A 23,436-nucleotide genomic window follows, 5' to 3' on the forward strand; every position below is an offset into this window, starting at 1 on the left:
GTTCACAGGGGGGTGCTCAAGAGCCTCTGTGAACGTTCACAGAGGAGCCCACCCATTTCTTGAGCAAGGAGATCGGGATGGCCGTCAACCACCTGAACCGCCCCTGGAGGATCGGGGGCACGCTCCTCCTCGCACTGGCGACACTGCTCGCCGTCGCACTCGTGAACCCCGCCCCCGCCTCGGCCGCCACGCTGACCATGCGCGGCGCCGACATCTCGTCGGTCCAGCGGAGCCTGGACCTCGGGGCCAAGTACTACAACGCCGCCGGGACGGCCGCCGACCCGCTGGACATCCTCGCCGGCGTCGGCGTCAACTACGTCCGCTTACGCGTCTGGAACAACCCGGCGAGCGGCTACAACAACAAGGCGAAGGTCCTGGCCTACGCCCGGACGGTCAAGGCCAAGGGCCTCGGCCTGATGATCGACTTCCACTATTCGGACACCTGGGCCGACCCGGGCAAGCAGTTCAAACCGGCGGCGTGGGCGAGTCACGGCATCGGCCAGCTCCAGACGGACGTCTACAACTACACCTACGACGTCTGCAACAGCCTGAAGGCGCAGGGCACCACGCCCGACAGCGTGCAGATCGGCAACGAGATCAACGTCGGGATGCTCTGGAACGACGGCAAGGTGATCAACAACGACTTCACCAATCTGAGCCTGCTGCTCAAGGCCGGGTACAACGCCACCAAGGCGTGCAACGGCGGCACCCAGGTGATCATCCACACCGCCGACGCCGACAGTCTCGCCAACGCCCGCTGGTTCTACGACGGGATCAAGGCCAAGGGCGTGCCGTGGGACATCACCGCCCTGTCCTACTACTGCATGTGGCACGGCCCGCTGTCCACCCTGTCCACGGTGATCAACGACGTGAGGTCCCGGTACGGCAAGCCGGTCATCGTGGCGGAGACCGCCTACCCGTTCACCGCGGCCAACGCCGACAGCGAGGGGAACGTGGTAACCGGCTCGGCGCCGTGCTCGGGCTACCCGGCCACCTGGGCGGGGCAGGCGAACGAGTTCGCCGCGGTCCAGAACACGGCGCGCGGCGCGGGCGCGATCGGCGTCTTCTACTGGGAGCCGACCTGGTACGCCATCTCCGGCAACGGCTGGGACCCGGCCAACATCAACGGCACCGGCGACCAGTGGGACAACATGGCCACCTTCAACTGGACCGGCGGCATCAATCCCAGCATCAGATGGACCCCGTAGGTCGCAGAGCCAAGATCTCCAGGTAGTGCTCGTTGTACATCACGCCGAGGATGTTCCCGAAGGGGTCGACCACGGACGCGGTGACGAATCCCGGCCCCCGCTCGACCGGCTTGTCGTGCACGGTGGCGCCCAGGGACAGCAGCCGCTCGAAGGCGGCCTCGACGTCGTGCACGTGCCAGTAGATCACCGCGCCGCCGGCCTGGTCGGACCGGCTGTGCGGGGCGAATCGGCGGTCGACGATGCCGAGCTCGTGCTGGTAGTCGCCGAGGCGGAACTCGACGTACGCGGGCGGCCCCTCGACCGGACGCGCGAAGTACGGCTCGATGCCGAGCAGTTCGGTGTACCAGTCCCGGGCGGCCGGGACGTCGTCGGCGAAGAAGCTGACGGTGGTGAGTCCACGCAACATGGGGTGTTCCTTACGTTCGGTCGGTGTCTATGGCTATCCTCCAAGCTAAAGTGCTCACCAATTGACCACTTTCTTGGCGAAGATGGGGACATGCGCGCTGACCGGCTCGTCGCGACCCTCCTGCTCATGCAGAGCCGTGGCCGGGTGACCGCCGCCGAGCTGGCCGACGAGCTCGAGGTGTCCGTCGCCACCGCCCGCCGCGATCTGGAGGCGCTGTCCGTCGCGGGCATCCCGGTCTATCCGCAGGCGGGACGCGGCGGCGGCTGGTCGCTCGTCGGCGGCGCCCGTACCGATCTCAGTGGCCTGTCGGCGACCGAGGCGCAGGCGCTGTTCCTGCTGGTCGGACCGGCCGCGGCCGTCTCGGGTGAGGCCAAGGCGGCGCTGCGCAAGCTCGTACGGGCGCTGCCGCAGACCTTCCGGGCCGACGCCGAGGCCGCCGCCGGCGCGACGATGATCGACCCCACCCGGTGGGGCGAGCGTGATCGCCGCCGCCCCGAGCTGATCGACCTGCTGCAGGCCGCCGTGGTCCGGCGCAGGAAGGTCCGCCTGACCTACGCCAGCAGCGCCCGCGAGCGGACCGAACGGCTGATCGACCCGTGGGGCCTGGTCGACAAGGACGACATCTGGTACCTGATCGCCGGGACCGAACGAGGACAGCGAACCTTCCGGGTCGACCGGATCATCGAGGCCGAACCGACCGACCAGCCCGCCGAGCGGCCGGACGACTTCACGCTCGCCGACGCGTGGGAGCAGGTCGTGGGGGAGGTGGAGCGGCGGCGTTCGCGTACGTGGGCGACCGTGATCATCGAGGCCAGATTCGTGCCGGTGCTGCGTACCCACTTCGGACGGCACTGCCACACCGACGGTGAGCTCGGCCACGGCCGGGTCCGGGTCCGCCTCGCCGCGCCGACCCCGCTGGACATCGCCCGGAACCTGGCCGGCTGGGGCGCGATGATCGAGGTGGTCGAGCCGCGGTCGGTCCAGACGGAGCTGGCGCGGATCGGCGCCGAGCTGGCCGGCCAGTACGCCGGCGAACGTTGACCTGGCAGCGATCGGGCCTGAACTTACGTTGTACGATGTGGCGCGGAGGTTGATCTAGGTGGCCACGCGGAATGGACCAAGGACCGAGCCCCGCACCCCGTTGAGCAGAGATCGGGTGCTCCGGGCCGCGGTCAAGGTCGCCGACGAAGGCGGCATCGAGTCGCTCACGATGCGTCGTCTCGCGGAAGAGCTCGGCGCCGAGGCGATGTCGCTCTACTACCACGTGGCCAAGAAGGAAGACGTCCTGGACGGCATCGTCGGCGTCATCGCCGGCGAGATCAACGAGGCGGTCGGCCGGATCGACGTGCCCTCCAAGGGGGCCGCCTGGAAGACAGCCGTGCGGCAGCGGATCCTGACCGCCCGCCAGGTCTTCCTCCGCCACCCCTGGGCGCCGCGCGTCTTCGAGACCCGTACCGACGTGAGCCCGGCCGTCGTACAGTACTTCGATGCCCTGATCGGGCTCATGCGAGACGGTGGCTTCTCCAACGACCTGGCCCATCACGCGCTGCACGCCCTGGGGAGCCGGGCTCTGGGGTTCACCCAGGAGATGTTCGATCCGGGTGACGGGGCCGGTGACGATTCCGCGGCCATGCTCGACGCCATGGCCGAGCAGCTGCCCCACCTCGTCGGCATGCTGCGGGAGATCGCCCACGACGACCCCGACTCCACGCTGGGCTGGTGCGACGACCAGACCGAGTTCGAGTTCGGGCTGGATCTGATCCTCGACGGTCTCGACAGGATGCGCGAGACCGCCTGACCCCCCTCGTGCTCGCCGGTCGCCTCCGGCAGGCCCTTGACCACCTTACGCCGTAAGAGTACCTTACGATGTACGACTTACGTTGTACGAATCGGAGGCACCCGCGATGAAGGCGATCGTCTTACGCACGTACGGCTCACCCGACGACCTGGTCATCACCGAGATCGACAAGCCCGTGCCCGGCGACGACGAGGTACTGGTCCGGGTCCGTGCCACCTCCATACAGCCCTACGACTGGCACCACATGAGAGGTGAGCCGTACATCGCGCGCCTGATGCCCGGCAGCCTCGGGCTGCGCGGGCCGAAGATCCACATCCTGGGCGCCGACCTGGCGGGTCAGGTCGAGGCGGTCGGCAAGGACGTGACGGGGTTCAGCCCCGGCGATGAGGTCTTCGCGCAGTCCAACCAGGGCGGCTTCGCCGAATACGCGTGCGTCCGGGCGAGCGACCTGGTGCCGAAACCGAAGAACCTGTCGTTCGAGCAGGCGGCGGCGGTGCCGATGGCGGCCAACACCGCCCTGATGGGCCTGTGCGACCAGGGCCGCCTCCAGCCTGGGCAGAAGGTCCTCGTCAACGGGGCGTCGGGCGGAGTGGGGACGTTCGCCGTGCAGATCGCCCGAGCGCTCGGCGCGGAGGTCACCGCCGTCTGCGGCGCGCGGAACGTGGACCTGGTCAAGTCGCTCGGCGCCACCGAGGTCATCGACTACACCACGGAGGACTTCACCCGGAACGGACAGCGTTACGACCTGCTGCTGGACATCGCGGGAAGCCAGTCAGGAGCGGCCTGCCGCCGGGCGCTGACCCCCAAGGGCACCTACGTCGCCATCGGCGGACCGCCCGGCCGATGGCTCCAGCCCGCCGGTCACGTGTTCGCGGCACTGGCGCTCGGGCCGTTCGTGTCCCAGACGATCGTCATGACGGACGTGGTCCACTGCCCGCAGAAGCGGCAGAATCTGCTGACGCTGACCCGGCTCATCGAGGACGGCGAGATCACTCCGGTCATCGACCGCGGTTACCCGTTCGAGGAGATCCCGGCGGCCGTCCGCTACCAGGAAGAGGGTCACGTCGTGGGGAAGGTCGTCATCACGGTCTGAACGAAAGGGCCGGGGGTCGCCGACCACGGGCGCGCCGGCGACCCCCGCTGCAAAAGCAGGCCTCAGGCGCTCCGTGCCTTGGCGTACTCCGCGGCGCCGCCCGCGAAGTCGTACACCTCTACCTGCTCGTTCCCGACCACCCAGGCGTCGTGTCCGGGCGGGGCGACGAAGACCTCTCCCGGGCCGATCTCGGCTTCGGCGCCGTCGTCCATCCGGATGCGGAGCCGGCCTCGGACGACGAACCCGTTGTGATGGACCTGGCACGAATCGGTGCCGACGATCGGCTTGATGGACGCCGACCAGCGCCATCCGGGTTCGAACGTGGCCACACCGAAGCTCAGGCCCGTCAGGTTGCACACCTCGAAGTGGCCCATCGGGAAGTCCCGGCGCTCGTCGGGCTTGTCGATGCTCTTGACCTCGATCATGACGTCCCCCTTCGTCACTTTTCAGTCTCCCACCGGGCATTTCTCCGAACAAAGCCGACCAAGGGAACGAGGACGACGTGGGGTTGAGCCGTCCGTGCACCGGGTAGGCGAGCGCCATGGAGATCACCCTGCAGGTCAACGGTTCGCGGCGGACCGTGGAGGTGGACCCGCGCGTCTCGCTGCTGGATCTGCTGCGCGAGCGGCTCGGGCTGACCGGCTCCAAGAAGGGCTGCGATCACGGCCAGTGCGGCGCGTGCACCGTGCTGATCGACGGCCGGCGGGCCAACGCCTGCCTGGCGCTGGCCGTGGCGCAGGACGGATCGGACATCACCACCGTCGAGGGCCTGGCGGACGGCGACCGGCCGCACCCGCTCCAAGCGGCCTTCATCGAGCACGACGCCTTCCAATGCGGCTACTGCACCCCCGGCCAGCTCTGCTCGGCCGCCGGGATGCTGGCCGAGGGCGGTCCGAGCGCCGTCACCGAGGACCTGGCCGCCGACCCGGCGCTGACGGCCGAGGAGATCCGTGAGCGGATGAGCGGCAACCTGTGCCGGTGCGGCGCCTACCCGAACATCGTCTCCGCGATCGCGGAGGTGGCGCGATGAGACCCTTCGAGTACGCGCGAGCCGGCGACCCCGCTGACGCCGTGGCCAGGTTCCGGCCCGGCGCGATGTACCTGGGCGGCGGCACCAACCTCGTCGACCTCATGCGTCTGGGCGTGGCCGAGCCCGAGTTCCTGGTGGACGTGAGCCGGCTGCCGCTCGACCGGATCGAGCCCGACGGCGACGGGCTGCGTGTCGGCGCCGCCGTGCGCAACAGCGACCTCGGCCTCCATCCGCTGGTCCGCGAGCGCTACCCGATGCTGGCGCGGGCGGTGCTGGCCGGGGCGTCCGGGCAGATCCGCAACATGGCGACCGTGGGCGGCAACCTGCTGCAACGCACCCGCTGCCCGTACTTCCAGGACGTCTCCAAGCCGTGCAACAAGCGGCGGCCCGGATCCGGCTGCCCGGCGATCGGCGGCGACCACAGCAACCTCGCCATCCTCGGACATTCCCCCGCGTGCGTGGCCACCCATCCGTCGGACATGGCGGTGGCGCTGGCCGCACTCGACGCCCGCGTGCACGTCACCGGGCCCGGCGGCGACCGGGTGATCCCGATGCCGGGGTTGCACCGGCTGCCCGGGGACGAGCCCGAACGCGATACCGTGCTGGCGCCCGGTGAGCTGGTCACCGCCGTGCGGCTGCCCGCCCCGACGCCGGGCGCCTCCCGTTATCGCAAGGTCCGCGAGCGCGCCTCGTTCGCGTTCGCGCTGGTGTCGATCGCCGCCGTCCTCGACGTCGCGGGGGACGGGACCGTACGCGACTGCCGAATCGCGCTCGGGGGAGTGGCGCATGTGCCGTGGCGGTGCGAGCGCGCCGAGCGGGCGCTGCGCGGCGCCCCGGCGGACGAGGAGAGCTTCACCCGGGCCGCCGAGGCCGAGCTGGAGCGGGCCCGCCCGCTGCCGCGCAACGCGCACAAGGTGCCGCTGGCTCGCAATCTCATCGTCCGCACCCTGCTGGAGCTGGCACCATGACCCGGATCGAGGGGCACGACAAGGTCACCGGCCGCGCGACCTACTCGGCCGAATACCCGATCGAGGGCGTCACCTACGCCTACCCGGTCCAGGCCGGGATCGTCAGAGGCCGCATCACCTCGATCGACGCGGCGGGGGCGCTCGTCCTGCCGGGCGTGCTGGCCGTACTGTCCAGCGAGGACCCGCCCGAGCTGGCTCCCGACGCGGACCCGGAGCTGGCGCTGTTCCAGCGCCGCGAGGTCGCCTACCGGGGGCAGTTCGTCGCCGCCGTCGTCGCCGACACCTACGAGAACGCCCGCGCGGCCGCGCGGGAGGTGCGGGTCACCTATAAGGAGGACCCGCACGACGTACGGCTGCGCGGCGACCATCCCGGGCTCTACCGGCCGGAGAAGGTGAACCCGTTCTACCCGGCCGACACCGAGAAGGGCGACCTGGCGGCCGGGCTGGCCGCGGCGGCCGTCACCGTGGACGTGACGTACACGACTCCGGCCGTGCACAACAACCCGATGGAGCCGCACGCCACGCTCGCCGTCTGGAGCGGTGACGGCGACCTGACCGTCTACGACTCGACGCAGGGCGTGTCCACGGCCCGCGTCATGATCGCCAAGACGCTCGGCCTGCCCGCCGAGCGGGTGCGCGTGGTGTGCCGCCACATCGGCGGCGGCTTCGGGTCCAAGGGCACCATCCGGCCCGGCACCATGCTCGCCGTCCTGGCGGCGCGGGCCGTCGGGCGGCCGGTGAAGGTGGCGCTGACCCGGCAGCAGCTGTTCGACGTCACCGGCTACCGGACGCCGACGATCCAGCGGGTCCGGCTCGGCGCCGACACCGACGGCCGCCTCACCGCCGTCGAGCACGAGGTCGCCGAGCAGAGCTCGACGCTGGTCGAGTTCGCCGAGCAGACCGCCACTCCGGCCCGCACCATGTACGAGACGCCCGCGCTGCGCACGGCCCACCGGCTGGTCCGGCTGGACGTGGCCACCCCGTCGTGGATGCGCGCCCCGGGCGAATGCCCCGGCATGTACGCGCTGGAGTCCGCTATGGATGAGCTGGCCATCGCGACCGGCCTGGACCCCGTCGAGCTGCGCGTGCTCAACGACGCGGAGACCGAGCCGGAGAGCGGCCTGCCGTTCAGCTCCCGCAATCTGGTGGCCTGCCTGCTGGAGGGCGCTCGCCGGTTCGGCTGGGAGGGGCGCGACCCGACGCCGGGCGTCCGCCGCCAGGGGCGCTGGCTGATCGGCACCGGTGTCGCTTCCTCCACCTTCCCGGCCTTTCGGCGTCCGTCCCAGGCCACCGCCACCGTCGAGAACGGCGGCTATGTCGTCCGCGTGGCCGCCGTCGACCTCGGCACCGGCGCCCGCACCGCGCTGACCAAGATCGCCGCGACCGCGCTCGGCGTCCCAGCCGCCCAGGTACGGATCGAGCTGGGCGACAGCGACCTGCCCCCCGCCCCGGTGGCCGGCGGCTCCATGGGCACCGCCTCCTGGGGCTCGGCCGTGGTGGCCGCCTGCGAGGAGGCGCTGCGCGACGGCAAGCACGGCGCCGCCGACACCACCGACGCCATCAAGGCGCAGCAGGGCCTGGCCAGACACGCCTTCGGCGCCCAGTTCGCCCGGGTACGCGTGGACATGGACACCGGCGAGATCCGCGTGTCGCACCTGCTGGGCATCTTCGCCGCCGGGCGGATCATCGACGAGCAGCTGGCAATGTCGCAGTTCGTCGGCGGCATGACGATGGGCGTGGGCATGGCGTTGATGGAGGAGAGCGTCATCGACGACGAGTTCGGCGGGTTCAGCAACCACGACCTGGCTCAATACCACGTGCCGGTGTGCGCGGACATCGAACGGATCGACGCGGCCTGGATCGAGGAGGACGACCGGCACCTCAACCCGATGGGCACCAAGGGCATCGGCGAGATCGGCATCGTCGGCACCGCGGCCGCCATCGGCAACGCGGTCTATCACGCGACCGGCATCCGCGTCCGCGACCTGCCGATCACCCCCGCCCGACTGCTCACTTGAAGCTGGTCCTGCGCGAATAGATCGCACTTTTGCATGAAATTCCCTGATCTAGGTAGATGAAGGCACATGGAACCGGACAGGGAAACTCAGAAGGAGCGGGCCGATCGCAACTTCGTGGAGCTGCTGCAGAGCGCACGGGTGGCGGTGACCGGAGTCCAGGTGCTGTTCGCGTTCCTGCTGACGGTCCCGTTCTCGCAGGGGTTCGACAAGCTGAGCCTGGCCGACCGGCGGCTGTTCTACGTGGCGCTGGTCAGCGCCGCCATCGCGTCGATCTGCTACATCGCCCCGGCCGCCCAGCACCGGGTGCTCTTCCGCCAGGGACTGAAGGAGATGCTGGTCCGCCGTTCCAACTTGTACGGCATCGCCGGGGCGCTGGCCCTGGCCGTCTCGATGACCGCGGCCACCATGCTGGTGGTCGACTACCTGTTCCACAGCACGGTGGCGGTGATCACGGCCGTCGTCGTCGCCGCGCTGGCCGTGTGGACCTGGTTCGTGCAACCGGCGATGGACCGCTCGGCCAAGGGCGACGACGACACGAGCTGACCCCGGTCGCGCACGACCGGGGCCGGGTCAGATCTTCGGGCACATCTTCCCGTCGCGCGGCGGCACCCGGGTGATCAGGTAGCGGTCGACGGAGGTGTTCACGCAGGCCGAGCCGGTGCCGTAGGCGGTGTGGCCGTCGCCGTCGAAGCTCAGCAGCACGCCCGAGGACAGCTGAGAGGCCAGCGCCTTGGCCCACTTGTACGGCGTGGCGGGGTCGCGCAGGGTGCCGACCACCAGGATGGGCGGTGCGCCCTTGGCATGGATGGCCCTGTTGACCGTCTTGCTCCTGACCGGCCAGAAGTCGCACGCACTGGCCACGACCTTGCCGGAGCCGATCGCCTTGGCCTGGCGCACCGCTCGCCGCCAGGTCGGGTGGTCGAGGCAGTCGATGGCCGCGTGCGCCTCCATCATGTTGGCGTAGGTCGCGTCGAGGCCGCGCTCGTTGTACTGGTCGGCGTACTGCAGCAGCAGCGTGCCGTCGCCCTTGAACGCCGTGCCGAGCCCCTGCCGCAGGGCCGGCCACGACCGCTGGTCGTACAGGAGGCTGTAGAGGCCGGTGTACACGATCGCCTGCGTGGCCTGCCTGCCGTCATAGGTGTTGACCAGCGGCGCCTTCTCGGTCCGGTCGTGCAGGGCACGCATCTGCTTGGTGACCGCGGTGACCGTGTGCTTCTTGAAGGGGCAGTCCTTGTGCTTGAAGCAGTCCCGCGCGAAGGACTCGAAGGCCACGCCGAAGCCGTCCTGCTGGCCCGCGCCGAACTCCGTCGCCGTCGTCGTGGGGTCCTCGGCGCCGTCGAGCACCATCGCGCGCACCCTGGCCGGGAACAGGTTCGCGTACGTGGCGCCGAGCAGCGTGCCGTACGAGAAACCGAGGTAGGTCATGCGCGACTCGCCGAGACCGGCGCGCAGCACGTCCATGTCACGCGCGGCGTTCGGCGTGCCCACGAAGGGCAGGAGCGCGCCGGAGTTGGCCTGGCACGCCTGCGCGAGCCGCAACTGCGCGTAGTTGTACATCTTCACCTCGGCCCGCGAGTCCGGGGTGTTGTCGACGGAGTGGTACCAGTCCGCCACCTGGGTGGGCATGCAGCGCACGGGCGTGGAGGCGCCCACGCCGCGCGGATCGAAGCTGACCAGGTCGAAGCGCGAGCGGAGGGCGGCGGTGAACTTCACCTTCGCGGCGCCTCTCAGCAGGTCGACGCCCGACCCGCCGGGGCCGCCGAAGTTGATCACCACGGAGCCCAGGCGCTTGCCGCCCTTCGCCGGCAGTTTGATCACGGCGATCTCGATCCGCTTGCCCGACGGCTTGGTGTAGTCGAGCGGGACCTTGAGCTTCGCGCACTGGAAACCCCCCTTGCAGGGGGTCCAGGCGAGCCGCTGGCCGTAGTAGGCGCTCAGGCCGGGCGGTGTGTCGGCCGTCCGCGCGGGCTGCGCCGTCGCGGGCTCGGCGGTGACCAGACCCGCGGAGAGCAGGCCGATGACTAACGGGGTGATGACCCCGAGAAGGCGTCGCATATCTCTGTCCTCGTCTGGCGGCCGAGTGGATATCGCTTAGTGACTCTCCGATGGTTGGGCGCGGTGGTTGCGAGGCTCTTGAAGGCCGCTGGCCGAGCGCGTGCAAGCGTTATTTGGAAAGTTTCTTTACTAGCGCGGATCACGTCCGTATGGTGAGGCCATGAGCCTGCGCACAGTGCTGATCCTGGTGGCGGCGCTCGTCGCCACGTCGGTCTCCGCCTCCCCGAGCGCGCGCGCCGCCGCGCCCCTGAGCTTCGGCGGGGTGGTCCCCGCGCCGGTCAGCGCGACGCCCGCCGCCGGGGTCACCTACCGGATCACCTCGGCCACCAGCCTCTACAGCGACGTCCCCGCCGTCGGCGAGCAGCTGGCCCGGCAGCTGCGGCGCTCGACCGGCTTCCCCGTGGCGATCGTGGCCGCGCCGCCCGCCGACGGCATCTCGCTGCGGCTGGGCAGCGTGAGCGGCGGTGAGGAGGCCTACCGCCTCGACGTGACCGCCACCGGGATCACCGTGCTGGCCAACGGGGCCGCCGGGCTGTTCAACGGAGTGCAGACGCTGCGGCAGCTGCTGCCGTACGCGGCCGACAGCGCGAGCGTCCAGCCGGGACCGTGGCCCGTGCAGGGCGGGCGGATCACCGACGCGCCGCGCTACGCCTACCGCGGCGCCATGCTCGACGTCGCCCGCCACTTCTTCCCCTTGGCCGCCGTCCAGCGGTACATCGACCAGATCGCCCTCTACAAGATCAACTACCTGCACCTGCACCTGTCCGACGACCAGGGCTGGCGGATCGTCGTCGACTCCTGGCCCCGGCTGGCCACCTACGGCGGCAGCACCGCCGTCGGCGGCGATCCGGGCGGCTACTACACCAAGGCCCAGTACCAGGAGCTCGTGGCCTACGCCGCGGCCCGCAACATCACGGTCGTGCCCGAGATCGACCTGCCCGGCCACACGAACGCCGCCCTGGCCTCCTACGCCGAGCTGAACTGCGACGGCGTCGCGCCGCCCCTGTACACCGGCACCGACGTCGGCTTCAGCTCGCTGTGCACGTCGAAGGAGCTCACCTACACCTTCATCGACCAGGTGCTCGGCGAGCTGGCCGCGCTCACCCCCGGCCCCTACCTGCACCTCGGCGGCGACGAGGCCAGCTCCACCAAGCCGGCCGACTACGCCGCGTTCATGAACCGGGCGCAGGCCATCGCCGCCGCGCACGGCAAGACCGTCATCGGCTGGCACGACATCGTCAAGGCGACGCCGCTGCCCTCCACGGTCGCTCAATACTGGGGCACCACGCCGGACGACAGCGCCGTCGCGAGCGCCGGGCGGAAGGTCATCATGTCCCCGGCCAGCCGCGCCTACCTCGACATGAAGTACAACCGGCGCACCCCGCTCGGCCAGGACTGGGCCGGGCTGATCGAGGTCAAGGACGCCTACGGCTGGAACCCGGGCACCTACCTGACCGGCCTGCCGGCCCAGCAGGTTCTGGGCGTGGAGGCGCCGCTGTGGACCGAGACGATCAGGACGTCGGCCGACATCGAGTACATGGCCTTCCCGCGCCTGCCCGCCGTCGCCGAGCTGGGCTGGTCCCCGTACGCCAAGCACGACTGGACCGCCTTCAAGCAGCGGCTCGGCGCCCAGGGGCCGCGCTGGCGCGTCCAGGGTGTGAACTACTACCACTCCGGGCAGATCACCTGGCCCGCCGGTTCCTGAATCAACTGGTGATCTTGTACGACGTCACCGCCCGGCGGTCTCGTTGAGCTGGTGGGCCCACGGCGGGTTGGCCCCCGCGACCGAGCAGGTCAGCGCCGCCACCCGGGCCGCGAAGGCGGCGGCGTCGGCGGCCGTCTCCAGGTCCAGCCCGTCCAGGCGGCCGCCGAGCAGTCCCCGTACGCCCAGCCGGTGCAGCAGCCCGGCGGTGAAGGAGTCACCGGCGCCCACGGTGTCGACGACCTTGACCCGGGGCGCCCGTACGGTCGTGCGCTCCCCGTCCAGCGACACCAGCGCGCCGTCCGCGCCCCGGGTGATCACGATGAGCTTGGCCCCGGCCGCGTGCCAGGTGTCGCAGGCACGTTCCAATGGCTGATCCGGCATGAGGAAGGACAGGTCGTCGTCGCTGAGCTTGAGGATGTCGGCGACCGCGCACCAGCGCTCCACCGGGTAGGCGTCCCGGCCGGCCAGGCTGGGCCGTACGTTCGGGTCGATCGAGACCGTCGCGTGCGCGCGGGCGTCCGCCGCGAACGACTCCACTGCGGCGCTGCCCGGCCGCCTGACCAGCGCCAGAGACCCTGTGTGCAGGCAGGACCACCCGCTCGGGTCGACGGCGGCCAGCTCTTCGGCCGTCCACTGCCAGTCGGCGGTGCCCACGGCGTGGAAGCTGTAGGCCGCCTGGCCCCGCTCGTCGAGTGAGGCCACCGCCAGCGTGCTCGGCTCGGCGGCCGGTACGCAGGCCGACAGGTCCACCCCGGAGGAGGCGAGGTGCTCGCGGAACAGCTCGCCGAACACATCCGCCGACACGCGCCCCAGGAACCGCGTCGAGGTGCCGAGCCGGGCCAGAGCCACCGCCGTGTTGGCGGGTCCGCCGCCCGGCAGAACCCGGAGCTCCAGCTCGCCGGGGCGCCGGTCGGCGAAGGCGTCCGCGACGCATTCGCCCAGGACAGCGATCATCAGGGCCAACCTTTCAGCCATGTTTGCAGATTTGTTACACCCAGGGGGCATTGACGTTTCTAGAAAGGGAGTCCATCATCGCAGCACGGCGAATGTCAACGTTGACATATGTCAACGATGACATTGAATCATCCCTGATAGGAAGCCACCATGATTGCTAGGCTCTCGGCCGGACTTCTGGCCGCCGCGCTCCTCGTCACCGGCTGTGGCGGCAACGAGCAGAAGGCCTCCACCAGCACCAACAAGGTCGGGCTGATCACGAAGACGGAGACCAACCCGTTCTTCGTCAAGATGAAGGAAGGCGCGCAGCAGGCCGCCAAGACGTCGGGTCTGGAGCTGATGACCGCGGCGGGCAAGTTCGACGGGGACAACGCCTCCCAGCTCACTGCCATTGAGAACATGGTCGCGGCCGGGGTGAAGGGCATCCTCATCACGCCCAACGACACCAAGGCGATCGTGCCCGCGATCAAGAAGGCCAGGGACGCCGGCGTCGTGGTGATCGCGCTGGACACCCCGACGGACCCGCAGGACGCCACAGACGCGCTGTTCGCCACCGACAACCTCAAGGCGGGCGAGCTGATCGGCCAGTACGCCAAGGGCGCCATGGCCGGCAAGACCGCCAAGATCGCCACGCTGGACCTGGCGCCCGGCATCACGGTCGGCCAGCTGCGCCACGACGGCTTCCTGAAGGGCTTCGGCATCGCCAACGGCGACCCGTCCATCGCCTGCTCCCAGGACACCCGCGGTGACCAGTCCAAGGGCCAGGAGGCGATGGAGAACTGCCTGCAGAAGGCGCCCGACATCAACCTCGTCTACACCATCAACGAGCCCGCCGCGCTCGGCGCCTACACCGCGCTCAAGGCCAAGGGCCGCGAGAAGGAGGTGCTGATCGTCTCGGTGGACGGCGGCTGCACCGGCGTCAAGGCCGTGAAGAGCGGGCAGATCGCCGCGACCTCGCAGCAGTACCCGCTGAAGATGGCCGAGGACGGCGTCAAGGCCGTCGCCGATTTCGCCAAGGGCGGGGCCAAGCCCAAGGGCTACATCGACACCGGCGTCACCCTGATCACCGACAAGGCCGTTCCGGGAGTGGAGTCCAAGGACACCACCTTCGGCCTGGCGAACTGCTGGGGCTGACATGGCCGTCATGGAAGCGACGCTGCCGCGCCGCATCATCACCACACCGACGGCGGGACCGCTGGCCGCGCTCGTGCTGGCCTGCGTGTTCTTCGCGGTCAACAGCGACCAGTTCCTCACCGGCGGCAACTTCTCCCTGATCATCCAGCAGGTGATGGTCGTCGGCACGCTCGCCATCGGCCAGACGCTCATCATCCTGACCGCCGGCATCGACCTGTCCAACGGCGCGATCATGGCGTTCGGCGGCATCGTGATGACCAAGCTGGCCGTCGGCAGCGGCCTGCCCCCGCTGCTCGCGGTCGCCGCCGGACTCGCCGTCTGCGCCGCGTTCGGGCTGGCGAACGGGCTGCTGGTGACCCGGATCTCGCTGCCGCCGTTCATCGTCACGCTGGGCATGCTGAACGTGGTGTTCGCGCTGACCCACATCTACTCCGGGGACCAGACGGTCACCGACCTGCCGAACGCGCTGACCTTCCTGGGGCAGACGTTCAGGGTCGGCGGCACGAACGTCACCTACGGGTCGCTGCTCACGATCCTGCTGTTCCTGCTCTTCGCCTACCTGCTGGGGTACACCGCGTGGGGCCGTCACGTGTACGCGCTCGGCAACAGCCAGGAGGTCGCGCGGCTGACCGGCATCCGCACACAGCGGCTGACGATCAGCGTCTACACCGTCGCGGGCCTCGTGTACGGCATCGCCGCCCTGCTGCTCGTCTCCAGGACCGGCGTGGGCGACCCGCAGGCCGGTCAGACGGACAACCTCGACAGCATCACCGCGGTCGTACTCGGCGGGACCAGCCTGTTCGGCGGCCGGGGCCTGGTGCTCGGCACGCTGATCGGCGCCCTCATCGTGGGGGTCTTCCGTAACGGCCTGCAGCTCATGGGCGTACCGTCGATTTACCAGACGCTCATCACCGGCATCCTGGTGATCCTCGCCGTCGCCGTCGACCAGCTCTCCCGCAGGAGGACCCGATGACCCCCGTGCTCCAGGCCCGCGGCCTGGTCAAGCGATACGGCCACGTGGTCGCGCTCGACGGCGCCGACTTCGACCTGATGCCCGGCGAGGTGCTCGCCGTCATCGGCGACAACGGCGCCGGCAAGACCAGCCTGATCAAGGCGCTGACCGGCGCGCTGCAGCCGGACGAGGGCGAGATCCTGCTCGACGGCAAGCCCGTCCGCATCCGCGACCCCCTTGAGGCGCGCCGGCTCGGCATCGAGACCGTCTACCAGGAACTCGCCGTCGCCGCCTCGCTCGACATCTCGACGAACATGTTCCTCGGCCGCGAGCTCCGCAAGCCAGGACCGCTCGGCACGATCTTCCGGATGCTCGACAAGAAGCGGATGCGCGAGGAGTCGGCCAAGCACATGGCCGACCTGAAGATCGGCCTGCGCTCCCTCACCCAGCCCGTCGAGTCGCTGTCCGGCGGCCAGCGGCAGGGCGTGGCCGTGGCCAGGGCCGTGGCCTGGGCCTCCCACGTCGTGGTCATGGACGAGCCGACCGCCGCACTCGGCGTCAAGGAGTCGGGGCAGGTGCTGGACATGATCAAGCGGGTCCGCGACCGCGGCATGCCCGTCGTCCTGATCAGCCACAACATGCCGCACGTCTTCGAGATCGCCGACCGCATCCACGTCCAGCGGCTCGGCCGCCGCGTCGCCCAGATCAAGCCGGGCGACCACAGCATGGCCGAGGTCGTCGCCATCATGACCGGAGCACTCCAGGTGTCGGAGGGCAAGTCGGTCGTGACGGACAAGGACGCGGCGGAGGCGATCGGCCTCTAGCATGGGCGAAATGCGGCGTCCCACCATGACAGACGTGGCCCGTGAGGTGGGCGTCACCGCCAAGACCGTCTCACGGGTGCTCAACGACGACGGACCCGTGGCCATCGAGACGCGCGAACGCGTCATGGCCGCGGTCCGCAAGCTGGGCTACCAGCCCAACCTGATGGCGCGCAACATGCGGGTCGGCGCCAGGGACGCCGCGATCGGGCTGGTCATCCCCGAGATGGGCAACCCGTTCTTCGGCACGGTGGCGGGCGGCATCGAGAACGCCGTCCGGGCCCGCGGCCTGACCCTCATCGTCGGCTCCTCCAGCGAGACCGCCGAACTGGAGCAGTCCCTGATCGCCACCTTCCTGGCCCGGCGGGTCAGCGCCCTCATCGTGGTCCCCTCGGCCGGCAGCGACCACCGCTATCTGCGTACGGAGCGGGTCGCCGGCCTGCCCATCGTCTTCCTCGACCGCCCGGCCGTCGGCCTGACAGCCGACAGCGTGGTCAGCGGCAACCGGGCCGGCGCGCAGGCCGGCATCGAGCATCTGATCGGGTACGGCCACCGCCGGATCGGCTTCATCGGTGACCTGCCCGCCACTCTCTACACCCGCCGTGAACGCTTCCAGGGCTACCGCGACGCTCTGGAGCAGGCGGGCCTGCCGTTCGACCGCACCCTGGTGGAGACGGGCCACGACCAGGAGGCGGCCCGCGCGGCCACCCTGCGCCTGCTCGCCCTCGACCGCCCGCCCACTGCGCTGTTCGCGGCCAACAACCTGGCCTCCATGGGGGCGGTGGTCGCACTGGCCCGGGCGGGGCGGCGGGACGTGGCGCTGGTGGGGTTCGACGACCTGCCGCTGGCGGAGGTCCTGGACCCGCCGCTCACCGTCGTGGCGCAGGATCCGGCGGCCATCGGGGAGGTGGCGGCGAAGCTGGTGCTGTCGCGCCTGGACGGCGACCGCTCCCGCGCCCGGCGACCACTGGTGCCCACCCGGCTGATCGTCCGGGGGTCGGGGGAGTTGCCGGCGCTCTCCTGAGCCGATCCTGTTTCCGTACGGGAAAGGCCCCGCCCATCGGCGAGGCCCTTTCAGGTCAGCGCAGACCCGCGAACAGGTCGTCCTCGTGGTCCGGTGCCGCCGTCACGTGATTGACGATCCGGGTGAACGCCTCGGTGGAGAACGCCATCTGCTGGGCCTCTTCGGGCATCTGGAACAGGAAGATGTTGTCGCCCTGGCTCGCGTGCGCCCGCAGTGCCTTGAGCTTGCGTTCGACGTAGGGGGCGACGTCGACGACGGCGGTCACGAGCTCGTCGGGGGTGCCGAAGTCGTCGGAGGGCTCGAAGTCGCCCAGGTCGATGCCGCTGCTGCGGACGAGCTCGAACATGCGCTTCATCGCCGAGCGGGGGAGGGCCGTGTAGTAAAGCTTGTCGGCGACGCCGGTCGCCTCGACGGCCGCGACCGTGATGCGATGGGCCTGGACGTGGTCGGGGTGGTTGTAGCCGCTGCCGCCGGTCTCGTCATAGGTGACCACGACCTGCGGGCGATATTGCTTTATCAGCTCGCCTAGCCGACCGGCGGCCAGGTCGACGGGCACGTTGGCGAAGGCGTCGGGGTGAGCGTTGGTGTCCCAGCCGTCCATGCCGGAGTCGCGGTAGCCGAGCAGCTCCAGGTGGTCGATGCCCAGGTGCCCCACCGACTCGCGCAGCTCCGCCAGCCGCCGCTCGGCCACCTCTTCGGCGACGTGGCCGGGGTCGCCGGGCTTGACGCCGCCGGGCCCGTCGCCCTGCTCGCCGTTGGTGCAGGTGACCAGGACCGTGCGGATGCCCTCGTCGGCATAACGAGCGAAGACGCCGCCAGTGCTCAGGCATTCGTCGTCGGGGTGGGCGTGCACGGCCATCAGGGTGAGTTGCCGATCCATGATGCAGACCCTACTGGGCGGCACCGACAGTTGCGGCGGGGCGGCCAGCCGTACTTCCGAGGGGCCAGGTCCGGCGGGCCGGGGCGGAGGGGGCCGTCTCAAGGGGTCAGGTGCGGTGGGTCAGTTCGTCGGCTCGGAGGCGGGCCGTCGCGGCCGCCGCGCGGTCGCCGAGCGCCTCGGCGAGGGCGCCCTGCTTGAGCCAGTTGAACGGGCTGCACGGCCGCACGCTGATCCGCTCGCTGACCAGCACCCGCGCCAGATCCCGGCGCCCGCCGCGCAGTGCCGCCTCCAGGAGCGTCTTCTGTACGGCGTCCCGCTGCGCGTGGCTGCCGCCGAACTCGTTGACCCGATGCCTGATCGGATAGAGCAGGTCCACGACCGCGTCGTAGTCGCCCCGGCCGAAGGCGACCAGCGACCGGCAGACCGGCAGGCCGACGCGGGCGGTCATGGCGTGGTTGGTGATGTTCGGGTGGGGTTCGGACAGATAGGTCTCCCGGCTCGCGATGAGCCTCTCGGCCTCCGCGACCCGGCCCGCGCCCACGTACGACATGACAGCGTGCATGTCGTTGAAGGCGTAGAACGGCTCGGCCACCTTGGCGGGCCACGCGTCGGCCAGCGCCCGCCAGCGTTCGTGCTGGCCGGAGCCCTCCAGAAGCAGTCGCCACAGCAGCGCGGCGGCGTCGAGCAGTTCCATCGAGCCCTGACCGCCGGCCAGCGCCGCGTCGTAGATGGCCAGAGCCCGGCCGATGTCGCCGGCCTCCAGCGCGTAGAGGGCGTAGTGCCACCAGGTGTGTACGTTGAAGAACGTGCCGGTCGACCAATCGCCGAGGCGGGCGTCGAGGTAGCGGATGCCGTCGCCGAACCGGCCCTGCATCTCGTAGGTGTGCACGACCGCGTGGATGCCCCAGACGTCGCGGGCGTTCAGCTCGACCGCCCGCAGCCCCACGTCCTCCGACCGGTCGTAGTGCCCGGCCTCCTCCAGCCCGAACGCGTACATCCCGAGCACGTGACCGTAGTGCCGGTCGTCCTCGTGCCAGGCGTTGAGCGCGCCGCCGATCCTGTCGCGCAGCGAGCGGGCGTCGCCGGTGAAGAAGTCGACCTGGTGCCCCGCGGCCAGCGCCAGGGCGTCGCGGGGGTATTGCTCGGTGATCGCGCCGAGGAGCCTGCCGCAGGTCAGGAAGTCGCCGTCGAGCAGCGCCTGGACGGCTTCGACGTGCGCGCGTTCGCGGGGCAGGAGTGCGGCGTCGCTACGGCCGCGCCAGGCGGCGAACCGCTGCCTGGCCGTGCGCGCGTCCTCCACCTCCGTGGTCAGCAGCCCGAGGTAGGCGGTCAGGACCTGGCCCATCGGGAAGTCGGGCGCCTCGGCCAGGGCGGCGGCGGCCTCGACGTCGACCTCCGCGCGGAAGTGCAGCAGCTCGTCGATCGCCCGGTCGTAGTGGCGGGCGGCGGCACCGCCCGCGCCGCTCATCGCCAGCCCGTGCTGGTCGTCGGTCACCCGGCCACTATAAAGGCGGCCGGTCGCAGGAGCCGGGGCGGCGTGCGCCTCCGATCCTGCGTCAGCGGCCTCGTCGGCGCCGATCCGGCGCCGCTCTCAGCGGCCCGTCGAGACCGTCGGCGGCGCCTCCGGATCCGGGCGTGTAAGCCGTTTCGGCGGGGGAAGCGCCTGGTCGTGGAAGCTCCATTACCAATGGCCGCGGACCCCGGTCATCAGCGCGGTTAGAAAAGGTTTTTCGGCCGGTCCGCTAAATGGCCGGCGGGGTCGGGATTCAAGATTGTAACGAGGGCCTGGAGCGATATGTCGGGCAATGGCGGGGGCGTTAGGGTGCAATCCCTGTCTATTTCGTGGTGAGGTGGAGGAGGGCCGGTGGTGTACCGCGCGCGTGGCCGCCATGCGTCATCCGGCCAGGCCAAAGCCGCCTCACCCGCGTCGCCGGAGGGGCCGTGGCTGCCCGCCGGCAGCGCCATCCATCTCGCCGGCCTGAACATCATCGGCGGCCTGCTCTACGTGGGCTCCGAGCTGCCGTCCGCGTCCGGAATGTCGGTGGAGCCGTCGCTGATCGACCCTGAACTGCCGGTGGACATGACGCAGCCGGACTGGGACGGTCAGGGGCTCGACCGCTGGCCCAGCTACGCCGCCCTCCCGCCGCCCTCGCGGGCCGCCTATCTGAGCTGGCTCGCCGACGGGCGATGCTATTCGCGGACGCCTCTCGGCTACGTTTTCCTCTATTTCTACGGCCTCGAACGTCGCGTGCTACACGACCTGCACCTGGACCGCTCCACGGCGCAGGAGGAGTTGCCGGTCATCCACGAGGAGGTGCGCCGCCTGCTCGGCGTCTATTCCCGGCACGACGCCTTCGAGCGGCACGCGGGGCCGTTCGCGGAGCTGCTGGCCGCTCTGTGCGAGCCCGAGGTGACCGGCGCGGCGTTCGCGATGCGGGCCCGGCTGGGGGAGCTGGCCGCGCGGGGCGAACCGGTGCCCGCCGACTGGGCGCTGGCCTGGCTGCGCGGCCACCCGGCCTACCGGCCGGGCGCGCCGGCGACGCGATGCCCGGCGGAGTTCGGGGCGCTGTTCCAGCGGCGGTACGCGGCACGTCACGGCGAAGGGCTCGTCGTCCGGCCCGGATCCAAGGAGTTGGCCTTCGAGTATCGGCCCGCGAGCTCCGGGTTCGCCGGGGCCCCGCCGGTGCTGCCCGGCGTCCCCGATGTGCTGACGCTCGCCGCGCCCACCCGGCAACTGTTCGCGCTGGCCGAGGAGTGCTGCTCCGAGTTGGAGGCGTACAGCCGCTTCCTGGGTCGGCTGCCCGGCGCGAAGCAGAGCGTTCGGGCCCAGGCGCTGCTGCCCGCCGAGCTGCTCGACCTGGGCTCCGGCGGTGCCGGGCGGGCGGTGCGGTGGGCGCTGGGCGCGCTCGCGGGGCAGGAGACCGCGCTCGTGCCCGCCGAGAAGTTCGTCGCCCTGCTGTCCACGCCCGAGCCCGCCAGGAAGGACGTCATCGCGCTGGCCCAGATCCTCGGGCGGGCCGGGGTGGGGATCGAGCCGGACCCGCGTCTGGGCGGTCCGATGCCGGGCGCGGGGGTGATGGCCTTGTTCGCGGCGCCGGACGGGCCGACGGCGGCGGCGTCCGAGGTGTACCGGGCGGCCACCGTACTGCTGCACCTGGCCGCCGTCGCGAGAGCCCCGGGCGAGGACGCGCTGAATCCGCCGGATCACGCGAGGGACCAGGCACGTCAGGCCGCGTACCGTCGGCTGAGCGAGCATCTCGAGCGGGTGCTGAGTCTCACGCCCGGTGAGCGGGCCCGGCTGCGTGCGCATATGGAGTGGGTGCTCGCGGCGGATGTGCCGCTGGCTGGTCTGGCCGCTCGCGTCCAGGAGATCGACCGGTCCGAGCGTGGCTATGTGGCGGAGTTCCTGAGGGACGTGACCGGCGCCAACGGGCACCTCACGCCGGACGAGGCCGAACTGCTCACCAGGATCCACTGGCTGCTGGGGCTGGATCGGGATCCCGAGCCCGCCGGGCGTGCGGGGGGCTCCCCGTACATCGCGGTGCGGCATGCGCCGATCCAGCTGGCGTACTTCCCGCACGCGCCCGCCCAGCAGGTGCCTCCGCCACGCGGCGACATGCCCTATCTGTCCGGCCGCGACATGCCTTACCCGTCCGGGTTCCACATGCCCGTACGGCAGGTCGTTCCGGGAGCGCCCGTCTTCGGGGTGCCCGTCCTCAGCGCCCCGACGGTGTCCAACGGGCGCGCCGTCGCCCGGCTCGTCGAGACGGCCAGGGTGGGGACGCTGCTCGATTCACTGCTCGCCGGTGATGAGCCGCCCCCCACAGCCGCCCCGCCTCCTCCGGTGCCCCCGGTCGCGGGGCTGGACAGCCGCCACTCCGGCCTGGTCCGCGCCCTGGCCGCCGTCGATCAGCCGCAACTCGCCCGGGGTCAGTTCGAGATGCTCGCCGACGCCTGGAAACTGCTGCCGGAGGGCGCGATGGACCGCGTCAACGAGGCCGCCTACGAGAGCGCGGGCGATCCGCTGCTCGACGGAGACGACCCGATCCTGATCGACCGGCTACTGCTGGGGGAGATGCTGAAGTGACCGTTCGGGCCCGCGAACGCGACGCCCTCCTCAAGGCGCTGCGGGCAGGGGTGGTCCCGCTGATCGGGCAGCGCCACATCCAGGCCGGTCGTACCGCCGAGCTGGCGGTTCTGACCGGCGACATCGAACGGGTCGTGGTGGGCGGCTCGGCCGTCCGGCTCGTCATCGGCGAGCACGGGGCGGGCAAGACGTTCCTGCTGCACCTGGCGCGCTCGGTGGCGTTGGACAAGCGGTTGGTCACCCTGCACGCCGACATCACCGCCGACCATCGGCTGCACTCGGAGGAGGGCCAGGCCCGCGCCCTCTACACCGAGCTGGCCCGCAGCATGGCCACCCGCGCCCGACCCACCGGCGGCGCGCTGGCCGCCGTCGTCGAACGTTTCCTGTCCACCGTGCTCGACGAGGCCCGCCAGGCGGGCACCGACCCCGGCGAGGCGATCAGGGAACGCCTGGCCCATCTGGAGGCGCGTCCGGGCGGCCACGACTTCGCCGCGGTCGTCGGGGCGTACTGGCGCGGCCACGACACGGGCGACGAGCACCTCAAGTCGGCCGCGCTGCGCTGGCTGCGCGCGGAGTACCCGACCGCGGCGGAGGCCAGGTCGGCGCTCGGCGTGCGGTCGATCATCGGCGACTCGACCGTGCTCGATCATCTCGCGCTGATGAGCCGGTTCGTCCGGCTGGCCGGGTATGGCGGGGTGCTCGTCTTCCTGGACGAGCTGGTCAACCTGTTCAGGCTCGCCTCTCCGCAGGCCCGCGATGCCAACTACGAGCAGATTTTGAGCATCGTCATCGGGGGAGTGCCGCATCTGGGGTTCGTGTTCGGGGGCACTCCCGAGTTTCTCATGGACGGACACAGCGGGCTTTTCAGCCACGTGCCGCTGCGCCGGCGGCTGGGCGCGCGCGCCTTCACCGAGCCCGGGCTGATGGATCACGCCGGGCCGGTGAATAACGGTGGGCCGGTGCTCCGGCTGGCGGCGCTGACGGCGGAGGAGCTGTACGTGGCGCTGGCCAAGATCCGGTTCGTCTACGCCTCCGGCGAGGACGGGCGGTACCTCGTGGACGACGACGCGCTGGTGGCCTTCATGCACCACTGCTTCGGGCGCGTGGGGGAGTGGTACTACCGGATGCCCCGGGCGACGTTCAAGGCGTTCTGCGATCTGCTGGCCGTACTGGAGCAGGATTCTGGGGCGAGCTGGCGGCGGCTCCTGCCGGGGGTGGACCTGTCGGCCGAGGAGGAGGACGACCGCCCGGTGTGACCACCGCCCGGTGTTGTCGTCGGTGGGTTCTGTCAGGGGGATGGGGC

General features: G+C 70.7%; 21 protein-coding genes. 15 read left to right on the forward strand and 6 right to left on the reverse strand.

Annotated elements, in window-relative coordinates; translation table 11 throughout:
* Positions 1-59: 59 nt before the first annotated feature.
* The gene (locus tag AB0L53_RS45815) at positions 60-1,208 is read left to right on the forward strand and encodes a glycosyl hydrolase 53 family protein (RefSeq protein ID WP_364008946.1); all 1,149 of its coding nucleotides are present in this window, start codon (positions 60-62) and stop codon (positions 1,206-1,208) included.
* On the opposite strand, the gene AB0L53_RS45820 is transcribed toward AB0L53_RS45815, so the two are convergent.
* Positions 1,192-1,614 (reverse strand): VOC family protein, encoded by a 423-nt coding sequence (locus AB0L53_RS45820; protein WP_364008949.1) that lies wholly within the window; start codon positions 1,612-1,614, stop codon positions 1,192-1,194. The genes AB0L53_RS45815 and AB0L53_RS45820 overlap by 17 nt on opposite strands.
* A 90-nt stretch (positions 1,615-1,704) precedes the next feature.
* Between AB0L53_RS45820 and AB0L53_RS45825 the strand changes: the two genes are divergently transcribed.
* The 3 genes from AB0L53_RS45825 to AB0L53_RS45835 all read left to right on the forward strand — a co-directional run bounded on the left by AB0L53_RS45825 (position 1,705) and on the right by AB0L53_RS45835 (position 4,505).
* Positions 1,705-2,655: a YafY family protein gene (locus AB0L53_RS45825; RefSeq protein ID WP_364008952.1), complete on the forward strand. Its 951-nt coding sequence runs from the start codon at positions 1,705-1,707 to the stop codon at positions 2,653-2,655.
* Positions 2,656-2,770: 115 nt separating this feature from the next.
* Positions 2,771-3,412, forward strand: a complete 642-nt coding sequence (locus AB0L53_RS45830; RefSeq protein ID WP_364008954.1) for a TetR/AcrR family transcriptional regulator — start codon at positions 2,771-2,773, stop codon at positions 3,410-3,412.
* A gap of 106 nt (positions 3,413-3,518) precedes the next feature.
* Positions 3,519-4,505 carry an NAD(P)-dependent alcohol dehydrogenase gene (locus AB0L53_RS45835; RefSeq protein ID WP_364008957.1) on the forward strand — a complete coding sequence of 329 codons (987 nt, stop codon included), beginning with the start codon at positions 3,519-3,521 and terminating at the stop codon, positions 4,503-4,505.
* A gap of 62 nt (positions 4,506-4,567) precedes the next feature.
* On the opposite strand, the gene AB0L53_RS45840 is transcribed toward AB0L53_RS45835, so the two are convergent.
* Positions 4,568-4,948, reverse strand: coding sequence for a cupin domain-containing protein (locus AB0L53_RS45840; RefSeq protein WP_364008960.1), 381 nt, complete (start codon positions 4,946-4,948; stop codon positions 4,568-4,570).
* A 98-nt stretch (positions 4,949-5,046) separates the two neighbouring features.
* Here AB0L53_RS45840 and AB0L53_RS45845 point away from each other — a divergent pair, with 98 nt between their 5' ends.
* The 4 genes from AB0L53_RS45845 to AB0L53_RS45860 all read left to right on the forward strand — a co-directional run bounded on the left by AB0L53_RS45845 (position 5,047) and on the right by AB0L53_RS45860 (position 9,064).
* A complete protein-coding gene (locus AB0L53_RS45845; RefSeq protein ID WP_364008963.1) occupies positions 5,047-5,535 on the forward strand; it encodes a 2Fe-2S iron-sulfur cluster-binding protein in 489 nt (162 codons plus the stop codon).
* Positions 5,532-6,503, forward strand: a complete 972-nt coding sequence (locus AB0L53_RS45850; RefSeq protein ID WP_364008966.1) for a xanthine dehydrogenase family protein subunit M — start codon at positions 5,532-5,534, stop codon at positions 6,501-6,503. Before AB0L53_RS45845 ends, AB0L53_RS45850 begins: the two co-directional genes overlap by 4 nt.
* Positions 6,500-8,521: a xanthine dehydrogenase family protein molybdopterin-binding subunit gene (locus tag AB0L53_RS45855; protein WP_364008969.1), complete on the forward strand. Its 2,022-nt coding sequence runs from the start codon at positions 6,500-6,502 to the stop codon at positions 8,519-8,521. Before AB0L53_RS45850 ends, AB0L53_RS45855 begins: the two co-directional genes overlap by 4 nt.
* A gap of 66 nt (positions 8,522-8,587) precedes the next feature.
* A complete protein-coding gene (locus AB0L53_RS45860; protein ID WP_358542302.1) occupies positions 8,588-9,064 on the forward strand; it encodes a DUF6328 family protein in 477 nt (158 codons plus the stop codon).
* Positions 9,065-9,091: 27 nt separating this feature from the next.
* Here the strand turns inward: AB0L53_RS45860 and AB0L53_RS45865 are convergent, their stop codons facing one another.
* On the reverse strand, positions 9,092-10,576 hold the full coding sequence (locus AB0L53_RS45865; protein WP_364008972.1) for an alpha/beta hydrolase: 1,485 nt from the start codon (positions 10,574-10,576) through the stop codon (positions 9,092-9,094).
* Positions 10,577-10,736: 160 nt separating this feature from the next.
* Here AB0L53_RS45865 and AB0L53_RS45870 point away from each other — a divergent pair, with 160 nt between their 5' ends.
* Positions 10,737-12,281 carry a beta-N-acetylhexosaminidase gene (locus tag AB0L53_RS45870; RefSeq protein ID WP_364008975.1) on the forward strand — a complete coding sequence of 515 codons (1,545 nt, stop codon included), beginning with the start codon at positions 10,737-10,739 and terminating at the stop codon, positions 12,279-12,281.
* A gap of 24 nt (positions 12,282-12,305) precedes the next feature.
* Here AB0L53_RS45870 and AB0L53_RS45875 read toward each other — a convergent pair whose 3' ends face one another.
* Positions 12,306-13,235, reverse strand: a complete 930-nt coding sequence (locus AB0L53_RS45875; RefSeq protein WP_364008978.1) for a carbohydrate kinase — start codon at positions 13,233-13,235, stop codon at positions 12,306-12,308.
* Positions 13,236-13,385: 150 nt separating this feature from the next.
* Here AB0L53_RS45875 and AB0L53_RS45880 point away from each other — a divergent pair, with 150 nt between their 5' ends.
* The 4 genes from AB0L53_RS45880 to AB0L53_RS45895 are packed head-to-tail and all read left to right on the forward strand — an operon-like array spanning position 13,386 to position 17,166.
* A complete protein-coding gene (locus AB0L53_RS45880) occupies positions 13,386-14,369 on the forward strand; it encodes a sugar ABC transporter substrate-binding protein (RefSeq protein ID WP_358433357.1) in 984 nt (327 codons plus the stop codon).
* Between the two features lie 10 nt (positions 14,370-14,379).
* Positions 14,380-15,342 carry an ABC transporter permease gene (locus AB0L53_RS45885; RefSeq protein ID WP_364008982.1) on the forward strand — a complete coding sequence of 321 codons (963 nt, stop codon included), beginning with the start codon at positions 14,380-14,382 and terminating at the stop codon, positions 15,340-15,342.
* Positions 15,339-16,145 (forward strand): ATP-binding cassette domain-containing protein, encoded by an 807-nt coding sequence (locus tag AB0L53_RS45890; protein WP_357957305.1) that lies wholly within the window; start codon positions 15,339-15,341, stop codon positions 16,143-16,145. The genes AB0L53_RS45885 and AB0L53_RS45890 overlap by 4 nt, the downstream gene beginning before the upstream one ends.
* Positions 16,146-16,155: 10 nt before the next feature.
* Entirely contained in the window at positions 16,156-17,166 is a 1,011-nt protein-coding gene (locus AB0L53_RS45895) for a LacI family DNA-binding transcriptional regulator (RefSeq protein ID WP_364008985.1), read from the forward strand.
* 55 nt (positions 17,167-17,221) lie between these two features.
* On the opposite strand, the gene AB0L53_RS45900 is transcribed toward AB0L53_RS45895, so the two are convergent.
* Entirely contained in the window at positions 17,222-18,046 is an 825-nt protein-coding gene (locus AB0L53_RS45900) for a PIG-L family deacetylase (RefSeq protein ID WP_364008987.1), read from the reverse strand.
* A 106-nt stretch (positions 18,047-18,152) separates the two neighbouring features.
* Entirely contained in the window at positions 18,153-19,541 is a 1,389-nt protein-coding gene (locus AB0L53_RS45905; protein ID WP_364008990.1) for a tetratricopeptide repeat protein, read from the reverse strand.
* A 369-nt stretch (positions 19,542-19,910) separates the two neighbouring features.
* Between AB0L53_RS45905 and AB0L53_RS45910 the strand changes: the two genes are divergently transcribed.
* Positions 19,911-22,133, forward strand: a complete 2,223-nt coding sequence (locus tag AB0L53_RS45910) for a TerB N-terminal domain-containing protein (protein WP_364008993.1) — start codon at positions 19,911-19,913, stop codon at positions 22,131-22,133.
* Positions 22,130-23,389 (forward strand): ATP-binding protein, encoded by a 1,260-nt coding sequence (locus AB0L53_RS45915; protein ID WP_364008996.1) that lies wholly within the window; start codon positions 22,130-22,132, stop codon positions 23,387-23,389. The genes AB0L53_RS45910 and AB0L53_RS45915 overlap by 4 nt, the downstream gene beginning before the upstream one ends.
* Positions 23,390-23,436 lie beyond the last annotated feature (47 nt).

It is taken from the genome of Nonomuraea sp. NPDC052129, assembly GCF_040680095.1.
In the GTDB taxonomy this organism is placed as follows: Bacteria; Actinomycetota; Actinomycetes; order Streptosporangiales; family Streptosporangiaceae; genus Nonomuraea.

What these genes read in the sequence shown, in the direction of transcription:
- AB0L53_RS45820 (WP_364008949.1), bottom strand. Translation starts at nt 1,614, where the DNA reads ATGTTGCGTGGACTCACCACCGTCAGCTTCTTCGCCGACGACGTCCCG.
- AB0L53_RS45825 (WP_364008952.1), top strand. Translation starts at nt 1,705, where the DNA reads ATGCGCGCTGACCGGCTCGTCGCGACCCTCCTGCTCATGCAGAGCCGT.
- AB0L53_RS45835 (WP_364008957.1), top strand. Translation starts at nt 3,519, where the DNA reads ATGAAGGCGATCGTCTTACGCACGTACGGCTCACCCGACGACCTGGTC.
- AB0L53_RS45845 (WP_364008963.1), top strand. Translation starts at nt 5,047, where the DNA reads ATGGAGATCACCCTGCAGGTCAACGGTTCGCGGCGGACCGTGGAGGTG.
- AB0L53_RS45850 (WP_364008966.1), top strand. Translation starts at nt 5,532, where the DNA reads ATGAGACCCTTCGAGTACGCGCGAGCCGGCGACCCCGCTGACGCCGTG.
- AB0L53_RS45855 (WP_364008969.1), top strand. Translation starts at nt 6,500, where the DNA reads ATGACCCGGATCGAGGGGCACGACAAGGTCACCGGCCGCGCGACCTAC.
- AB0L53_RS45860 (WP_358542302.1), top strand. Translation starts at nt 8,588, where the DNA reads ATGGAACCGGACAGGGAAACTCAGAAGGAGCGGGCCGATCGCAACTTC.
- AB0L53_RS45865 (WP_364008972.1), bottom strand. Translation starts at nt 10,576, where the DNA reads ATGCGACGCCTTCTCGGGGTCATCACCCCGTTAGTCATCGGCCTGCTC.
- AB0L53_RS45870 (WP_364008975.1), top strand. Translation starts at nt 10,737, where the DNA reads ATGAGCCTGCGCACAGTGCTGATCCTGGTGGCGGCGCTCGTCGCCACG.
- AB0L53_RS45875 (WP_364008978.1), bottom strand. Translation starts at nt 13,235, where the DNA reads ATGATCGCTGTCCTGGGCGAATGCGTCGCGGACGCCTTCGCCGACCGG.
- AB0L53_RS45880 (WP_358433357.1), top strand. Translation starts at nt 13,386, where the DNA reads ATGATTGCTAGGCTCTCGGCCGGACTTCTGGCCGCCGCGCTCCTCGTC.
- AB0L53_RS45885 (WP_364008982.1), top strand. Translation starts at nt 14,380, where the DNA reads ATGGAAGCGACGCTGCCGCGCCGCATCATCACCACACCGACGGCGGGA.
- AB0L53_RS45890 (WP_357957305.1), top strand. Translation starts at nt 15,339, where the DNA reads ATGACCCCCGTGCTCCAGGCCCGCGGCCTGGTCAAGCGATACGGCCAC.
- AB0L53_RS45895 (WP_364008985.1), top strand. Translation starts at nt 16,156, where the DNA reads ATGCGGCGTCCCACCATGACAGACGTGGCCCGTGAGGTGGGCGTCACC.
- AB0L53_RS45900 (WP_364008987.1), bottom strand. Translation starts at nt 18,046, where the DNA reads ATGGATCGGCAACTCACCCTGATGGCCGTGCACGCCCACCCCGACGAC.